Annotated in this window: 7 protein-coding genes; 4 read left to right on the top strand and 3 right to left on the bottom strand. The window is 63.8% G+C overall.

From position 1 onward, the window contains the following. Window positions 1-77: 77 nt before the first annotated feature. Window positions 78-548, bottom strand: coding sequence for a MarR family winged helix-turn-helix transcriptional regulator (locus ENZ75_RS14145; protein ID WP_013528223.1), 471 nt, complete (start codon window positions 546-548; stop codon window positions 78-80). Window positions 549-760: 212 nt separating this feature from the next. After that, window positions 761-1507: an intradiol ring-cleavage dioxygenase gene (locus tag ENZ75_RS14140; RefSeq protein WP_063169833.1), complete on the bottom strand. Its 747-nt coding sequence runs from the start codon at window positions 1505-1507 to the stop codon at window positions 761-763. A gap of 199 nt (window positions 1508-1706) precedes the next feature. Between ENZ75_RS14140 and ENZ75_RS14135 the strand changes: the two genes are divergently transcribed. Both ENZ75_RS14135 and ENZ75_RS14130 read left to right on the top strand, forming a co-directional pair. After that, the gene (locus ENZ75_RS14135; RefSeq protein WP_128278151.1) at window positions 1707-2762 is read left to right on the top strand and encodes a GTP-binding protein; all 1056 of its coding nucleotides are present in this window, start codon (window positions 1707-1709) and stop codon (window positions 2760-2762) included. Between the two features lie 253 nt (window positions 2763-3015). Next, window positions 3016-3990 carry a WD40 repeat domain-containing protein gene (locus ENZ75_RS14130; protein ID WP_013528226.1) on the top strand — a complete coding sequence of 325 codons (975 nt, stop codon included), beginning with the start codon at window positions 3016-3018 and terminating at the stop codon, window positions 3988-3990. Window positions 3991-3996: 6 nt separating this feature from the next. Here ENZ75_RS14130 and ENZ75_RS14125 read toward each other — a convergent pair whose 3' ends face one another. After that, window positions 3997-4449: a hypothetical protein gene (locus ENZ75_RS14125; RefSeq protein WP_063169831.1), complete on the bottom strand. Its 453-nt coding sequence runs from the start codon at window positions 4447-4449 to the stop codon at window positions 3997-3999. Window positions 4450-4603: 154 nt separating this feature from the next. Here ENZ75_RS14125 and ENZ75_RS14120 point away from each other — a divergent pair, with 154 nt between their 5' ends. Together ENZ75_RS14120 and ENZ75_RS14115 are read left to right on the top strand one after the other, a co-directional pair. Beyond that, on the top strand, window positions 4604-5983 hold the full coding sequence (locus ENZ75_RS14120) for an aspartate aminotransferase family protein (RefSeq protein WP_063169830.1): 1380 nt from the start codon (window positions 4604-4606) through the stop codon (window positions 5981-5983). Window positions 5984-5994: 11 nt separating this feature from the next. Next, window positions 5995-7401, top strand: a complete 1407-nt coding sequence (locus ENZ75_RS14115; RefSeq protein WP_082826626.1) for a glutamine synthetase family protein — start codon at window positions 5995-5997, stop codon at window positions 7399-7401. The last annotated feature ends 122 nt before the right edge of the window (window positions 7402-7523 follow it).

Below are 7523 nucleotides of genomic sequence, written 5' to 3'. Positions count from 1 at the left end.
TGACACCGGGACGCTGGTCGTCGCTGATCCAGGGCTCTGCCGCGGCGGCTTGATCGCCTGCCGCGACAATCCGCCGGTCAGTCGTCCGACTCGGCGTCGTCGTCGATGAGCACCAATTCCTCGTTCGAGAGGTTGGCCTCGATGCGGGCAAGCAGTTTGAACAGCGACTTCTGGTCCTTCTTGTCGAGGCCCTTCAGCGCCTGCTTTTCGGTCTTCTTCACCGATTTCTCGATGGCGTGGATGATGTCGCGGCCTGTATCGGTGAGAAAGATGTGGGCCTGGCGGGCATCGGCTTCAGAAGCGCGCTTCTCCAGGAACCCCTGGGCCTGCAGCCGGTTGATGGTCTTGGTGATCGTCGGCGGGCGCACGCCGAGACGTCCGGCAAGATTGCCCGGCGTCTGGCCGTCCTCACGGTCGAGCGCCAGCATGATCTGGTCCTGGCCGGCATAGAAGCCGTGCGCCAGAAGCCGGGCAGCCAGCGCCGTCCTTGCCAGCCTTGCCGCGGAATGCAGCCGGCTCATTGTCGCAGTCTTGTCCGCCTTGGCCATGGTCTTCCCTCTTCGGCCGTACCGGTGCGGGCAGCATAGAGGCAGCCGGCCGGTTGGCAATCGACGATCAAAAAGATTCCGGTGCTTCAAACAGCTTTGCCGGCAAGCATTGTGGTGTCCGCCGTGGCTAATGCCAGATGTTTATTTCAGTTAGATGACAAACGAATTCGTGACCGGAGTTTTCGCCGCTGACAAGGTGCGTGAGGGAACGCTCAGCCGGACTTCACCGCCACGATCATCAGCGCCTGATAGGCATCCTCCAACTCGCGCAGCGCAGCCTGCGATTGCGATCCGGCCCGCCTGGCGATGCCGTCATCGGCATTTGAAGTGTCGCGCTTGCCGGGCCGGTCATTGTAGGGCGCGACAGAGGTGAAGATCTGCTCGCTGAGGCTGTCGGGGAAAAACAACTGGCCGGTCATCACCGACCTGTCGTCGGGGAAGACCTTGAAATGGATGTGGGTGGTGCGGCCGCGATACCAGCCGGGATAGATCGTGGCGAAGGAGACGATGCCGCTTGCATCGGTTTTCTGCCAACCACGCAGGAAGGTCTGGCCCGACGTGTCGACGTCGCGGCCGTCACCCTGTCCGGGATAGCCGGAATAGGCGCCCTGCGCGTCGCAATGCCAGATATCGACGCGGGCGCCGGCAAGTGGGCGGCAGTCCACGTCGACAACCTGCAGCCGGACGTCAAGGGCAATACCTTTCTTGCCTTCGGTGACATCGGCACGTTCGAGTTTCGGGTCGAAATAGAACGGTCCCTCGGTCACTTCAGGCGTAATGGTGCAGACACCGGCGCCGTTTTCGAACAAGGCCAGTCCGGCATAGGGTGAAGCCTGGGCAGCCGAAGATTGAGCGGCCATTGCCGAGGCCGGCAGGAAGGCACCACCTCCGGCGGTGACCGCGATCAACCCGAGCGCCTGGCGCCGGCTCAATGAGAAGGAGGATGGCTTGCCGGACATATCTTGCCTCTCAAATTGACCTTCCGCATCCCGAGCTAGGCAATCACAGCGGCTTTCGCCAGTCAAAATCCGGTATTGTAGCAAGCCGGTTTGGCCCATCGGTTTGCCCCGTGCAAAAGCCCGGCACACATCCTATATGGAACCGACAATCCCTTTTGAGGGCCGGATCTTTTGCGGCCCAGCACTTTCGAGGCAAGCCATGAGCGACGCACAGACGCAAATCCCCGTAACCGTTCTCACCGGCTATCTCGGCGCCGGCAAGACGACGCTGCTCAACCGCATCCTGTCGGAAAACCACGGCAAGCGCTACGCCGTCATCGTCAACGAGTTCGGTGAAATCGGCATCGACAACGATCTGATCGTGGAATCCGACGAGGAAATCTACGAGATGAACAATGGCTGCATCTGCTGCACGGTGCGCGGCGACCTGATCCGTGTCGTCGAGGGCCTGATGCGCCGCCCCGGCCGCTTCGACGCCATCGTCGTCGAGACCACCGGGCTCGCCGATCCGGTGCCGGTGGCGCAGACCTTCTTCATGGACGACGATGTGCGCTCCAAGACCAGGCTTGACGCGGTGGTGGCGCTGGTCGACGCCAAGCACCTGCCGTTGCGGCTCAAGGATTCCAAGGAAGCCGAGGACCAGATCGCCTTCGCCGACGTCGTCGTGCTCAACAAGACCGACCTCGTCACGTCAGAAGAACTCGCCAAGGTCGAGGCAACGATCCGCGCCATCAATCCGGCGGCAAAGATCCATCGTACCACCCGCGCCGGCGTTGACCTGACCGAAGTACTCGACCGCGGCGCTTTCGATCTGTCCCGGGCACTGGAAAACGATCCGCACTTCCTCGAGGCGCATGACGATCACGATCATCATGACCACGACGGCCACGATCACCACCACCATGATCATGACGGGCACGACCACCACCATCACGCGCATGCTTCGGACATTCATGACGTGACGGTGCAATCGGTGTCGCTGCGCGGCGGCGAGATGGATCCGAAGAAATTCTTCCCCTGGATCGAGAAGATCACCCAGATGGAAGGCCCCAACATCCTGCGGCTGAAAGGCATCATCGCGCTCAAGGGCGACGACGAGCGCTATGTCATCCAGGGCGTGCACATGATCATCGAAGGCGACCACCAGCGCGCCTGGAAAGACGGCGAAAAGCACGAGAGCCGGCTGGTGTTCATCGGCAGGGAACTCGACGCCGAGCGGCTGAAGAAGAGTTTTGACGCCTGCCCGGCGGCTTGATTTCCAAGCCTTATAACGCTAGCGCTGCCCCTTCTGTCCTTCTCCCCTTGTGGGAGAAGGTGGCCGTGCGAAGCTCGGTCGGATGAGGGGTGCTCCAGCTGGGCACCGACGGCGATCCGTCCAACACCCCTCAACCGTCTCGGCGCTGCGCGCCGATCCACCTTCTCCCACAAGGGGAGAAGGTTGGCGCCACACCCGGCCGCGCTGGCGACTTCCCGGGGATGGCAACAAACTTCATTGGAATGGTTCCCTGATGCCCACAGTCGCCCCCCTAGACCTCGAAGGCCATTGCATCGCCGCCGCCTTTCTCGGCGACGTGCCGCATTTCGCGATGGCCGACGGCGCCATCCATCGGCTCGACCATGGCCACAAGACGGTTCAGGCCAATGACGGGCTGCTCGCCGCCTTCCATGATGCGGCCAATGACCGGCTGATCACCGGCGGCGAGGACGGCAAGGTGTTTGCCGTGAAAACGGGCGGCGAGGCCACGGAATTGGCAAGCGCGGCCAGGAAGTGGATCACCAGCGTTGCCGCCGGGCCGCAAGGCGCCATCGCCTATGCCTCAGGCAAGACTGCCTTCGTGCGCTTCGCCGACGGCAAGACCAGGGAATTCGTCCATCCGCGTTCGGTGGAGGGGCTGGCCTTCTCGCCCAAGGGCATGCGCTTCGGCGTCGCCCGCTACAATGGCGCGACGCTGCATTTCCCGGCCGCCGAGGGCAAGCCGGTGGAACTCGAATGGGCCGGCGCCCATACCGGCATCACCTTCTCGCCGGATGGCGCCTTCCTCGTCACCACCATGCAAGAAAACGCATTGCACGGGTGGAAGCTCGCCGACGGCAAGCACATGCGCATGACCGGCTATCCCGGCAAGGTCAAAAGCCTGTCGTGGAGCGTAAAGGGCAAGTGGCTTGCGAGTTCCGGCGCGCCGGCGGCGATCGTCTGGCCGTTTTCCGGCAAGGACGGGCCGATGGGCAAGGCACCGCTGGAACTCGGCACGCGCGGCAATGCCATGGTGACGGCTGTCGCCTGTCACCCGAGCCAGGATGTCGTCGCCGTCGGCTATGATGACGGCATGGTGATGGCGGTGCGTTTTGCCGACGCCAAGGAAGTGCTGTTGCGGCGGCCGGGCAAGGGCGCCATCACCTCGATGATGTGGGACAAGGAAGAACGCCGCGTCGCCTTCGGCAGCGCGGCAGGCGACTGCGGCGTCATCGACATCACGGCCTGACCCCGCTCACTCCGCTCCGCACGACACTTTGCCGCTGATTTCGACCGGTTTGCCGTCCTGGTCCGTATCCGCTGCGGCGTCGTAGATGGAGAGCGTATAGCTCCCGTCGTAGACGCCTTCGTCGCTGGTCCTGGTCAGGATCGTCAGTTCGACCGAGTTGATCTTTTGCGCGGCCTCGTGCTCACGATAGATGTTCAGCCGCAATTCCTTGCCGTCGAGCCAGTACTGCGTCAGGTTGGAATCCTCGAACACGGTCTTGCGCAGGCTGTCGCTGGCAGGCCGGCTCAGAATTTCGAGGTTGCCGCGAAAGTTGAAGGTCGGCCCGCCCATGCCTCTGGTGACGCCGGCCTCGACCTCGAATGTCGCCGCCGGGTCGTCGGTGGAGCACCAGATGCCGCCCGAGGCGAAGGCCGCGCTCGCCGACGACAGGTGCATCGCCACACAGATGACCGTCCTCATTACCCCTCCCCCTCAATTCCCGCTCATATTGGCGCCGACTTCGGCAGCACGGTCAAGCGCCGCCGCCAAAGGCTGAGCCAACGCAGGACAGATGCGCGGCCAATTGCGGATGCAGACACGGATTGGCTAAGAGGAATCGACCAGAGGGGTTTTCATGCACAGCGATATGTCCAAGACGTCCATCGGCGGCATCGGCCGCGACCGCATTGCCGATCTGCGCGAGACCGAGGGGGCAGCCTTCCGCAAGGCGCGGCCGCAATCTCAGGTAAAGGTCGGCAACGGCCTGCCCGGCTTCTTCGGCGGCGTGCCGATGCACTGGATGAACGACTGGCCGACGCCGTTTCCGATCCTGGTCGACAGCGCCAAGGGCGCCACGATCACCGACATCGACGGAAACAAGCTCGACGATTTCTGCCTTGGCGACACCGGCTCGATGTTCGGCCATTCGCCGCCGCCGGTGGCGCGCGCCATCCGCCGCCAGGCCGGACGTGGCCTGACCTATATGCTGCCTTCGGAAGATGCGCTGGCCATCGGGCCGCTGCTGCAGCAGCGCTTCGGCCTGCCATTCTGGCAGATCGCGACGACGGCAACCGACGCAAACCGTTTTGCATTGCGCGTCGCCCGCGCCGTCACCGGCCGGGAGAAGATCCTTGTCTTCAACGGCTGCTACCATGGCTCGGTCGACGAGACGATGGTGCGGCTGATCGACGGCAAGCCCGTCAACCGGCCGGGATTGGCGGGCGAGTTCCGCGACCTGACGCGTACGGCCAAGGTCATCGAGTTCAACGACATCTCAGCACTCGAAGCCGCGCTTGGGGATAAGGACGTCGCCTGCGTCATCGCCGAACCGGTGCTGACCAACTCCTGCATGGTGCTTGCCGATCCGGGCTACCATGACGCCCTGCGCAAACTGACACGCCAAGCCGGCACACTGCTTCTGATCGACGAGACGCACACGATCTCGACCGGCCCCGGCGGCTACACGAGGAAATATGGTCTCGACCCGGACTTCTTCGTCCTGGGCAAGCCGATCGCCGGCGGCGTGCCGGCCAGTGTCTGGGGCATGAGCGACGACGTCGCCTCGCGCTACGCGGACTACAACAGGACCAAGGAGCCGGGCTATTCCGGCATGGGCACGACGCTCTCGGCCAACCCGCTGCAGTTCGCAGCGATGCGCGCCGCGCTTGAAGAGGTGATGACGCCGGAAAATTATGACCGCATGGATCACCTGGCGCGGCGGCTCGATGCCGGGTTGACCGGCGTGATCGATCGCTATCGCCTGCCCTGGCATGTTTCCCGTGTCGGCGCCCGCGTCGAGTTCATCTGCGCGCCCGGTCCGCTGCGCAATGGCGCCGAGGCGGAAGTGGCGCATGCGCCGGAACTGGAGGCCGCCATCCATGTCGCGCTGATCAATCGCGGCGTGCTGATCGCACCCTTCCACAACATGATGCTGATCTCGCCGGCGACCACTGCGACCCAGGTCAACCGGCTGATCACCGCCTTCGGCGCGGTTGCGGCAAAGCTTGGGGCATGAGACAAGCGGCGATGGACCATCCCAATGCCACAATGACCTCACCTTCGGGCTCGACATCCGCCGAGGCGCACGCCTTTCTCGACGCCCATCCCGAGATCGAAGCCTTCGATATCGTGCTGACCGACGCCAATGGCGTCGGCCGCGGCAAGATCGTGCGCCGGCATGAGCTGAAGAGCATCTTCGAGGGCGGCCGCCATATGCCGATCTCGATCCTGGGCCTCGACATCACCGGCGAGGATGTGCACGAGACCGGGTTGATCTGGACGACCGGCGACGGCGATCTCAGGGCATGGCCGATCCCCGGTACGCTGGTGCCGCTCTACGGCACGAGCCCGCCACGTGGCCAGCTGCTGATGGCGATGTACATGCTCGACGGCCGGCCGATGTCGTCGGATCCGCGGCTGGCGTTGGCTCGGCAAGTCGACATCCTGGCGGCCAAGGGCCTCTATCCGGCCGGAGCCTTCGAACTTGAATTCTTCCTGCTGGCCAATGAGCGCGACGCCGACGGCAAGGTGCAGCCGGCGCGCGCCGTGCTCGACGGCCGCGTCTCGGGCAAGACGGAAGTCTATTCCGTTGATCATCTGCACGGCATGGAGCCGCTGTTTTCCGACATCTATGCCGCAGCCAAGGCGCAAGGCATTCCGGCCGAGACGGTCATTTCCGAATATGCGCCCGGCCAGTACGAATTGACGCTGAACTACCGCAAGGATGTGATGCGGGCGGCCGACGACCTGGTCATGCTGAAGCGGCTGGTGCGGGCGCAGGCGCGCCGCCACGGCGTCACCGCCTGCTTCATGGCCAAGCCGATCGAGAAATACGCCGGCTCGGGCATGCATTTCCATGTTTCGCTGCAGGACAGAGCCGGCCGAAACGTCTTTGCCGAAGCCGGCGGCGAGAGCTGGTCGCTGCCGCTGCTGCAAGGGCTCGGCGGCCTCATCCAGACCATGGCGGAATCGATGCTGGTGTTTGCGCCGCACGCCAATTCCTGGCGGCGCTTCGTCTCGCAATCCTATGCGCCGGTGGCACCGACATGGGGCGTCAACAACCGATCGGTGGCGCTGCGTGTGCCGGCCGGCGACGCCAAGAACCGGCGCATCGAGCACCGGCCGTCGGGCGTCGACGCCAACCCCTATCTGATCGCCGCAACCGTGCTCGCCGGCATCATCAAGGGCATGGATGAAGGGCTCGATCCGGGGCCCGAAACGACCGGCAACGGCTATGAGGCAGCGGTCACGCGCACAACCATGCCTGTCGACTGGCGCGCCGCGATCGAATCGGCCCGGGCGTCCAGCTTCCTGAAGAACGCGCTCGGCGAGGACCTGCACCGGACCTTCGTGGCGATCAAACAGTCCGAATACCTGCGCGTGGCACGCACGGTCAGCGAACTGGATTACCACCTCTATCTGCACGAAGTCTGAGGGCCGGGCGGGCGATCACTTTTTCGCCGTTTCCATCAAATGAGGTGGCATAAGGGCGGATAAGAACATATCATGAACAGATGAGCGCACTCACCGTCCGTGAAAAACTGGCTGTCCTCTCC

This window comes from Mesorhizobium sp. M7A.F.Ca.CA.002.04.1.1, from assembly GCF_004022805.1.
Taxonomy (GTDB): Bacteria; Pseudomonadota; Alphaproteobacteria; order Rhizobiales; family Rhizobiaceae; genus Mesorhizobium; species Mesorhizobium ciceri.
This window is presented reverse-complemented; position numbering and strand designations above follow the sequence as displayed.

Excerpts from the sequence above, each read along its gene's own strand:
- ENZ75_RS14120 (WP_063169830.1), top strand. The coding sequence starts at position 4,604 with ATGCACAGCGATATGTCCAAGACGTCCATCGGCGGCATCGGCCGCGAC.
- ENZ75_RS14130 (WP_013528226.1), top strand. The coding sequence starts at position 3,016 with ATGCCCACAGTCGCCCCCCTAGACCTCGAAGGCCATTGCATCGCCGCC.
- ENZ75_RS14115 (WP_082826626.1), top strand. The coding sequence starts at position 5,995 with ATGGACCATCCCAATGCCACAATGACCTCACCTTCGGGCTCGACATCC.
- ENZ75_RS14135 (WP_128278151.1), top strand. The coding sequence starts at position 1,707 with ATGAGCGACGCACAGACGCAAATCCCCGTAACCGTTCTCACCGGCTAT.
- ENZ75_RS14145 (WP_013528223.1), bottom strand. The coding sequence starts at position 548 with ATGGCCAAGGCGGACAAGACTGCGACAATGAGCCGGCTGCATTCCGCG.
- ENZ75_RS14140 (WP_063169833.1), bottom strand. The coding sequence starts at position 1,507 with ATGTCCGGCAAGCCATCCTCCTTCTCATTGAGCCGGCGCCAGGCGCTC.
- ENZ75_RS14125 (WP_063169831.1), bottom strand. The coding sequence starts at position 4,449 with ATGAGGACGGTCATCTGTGTGGCGATGCACCTGTCGTCGGCGAGCGCG.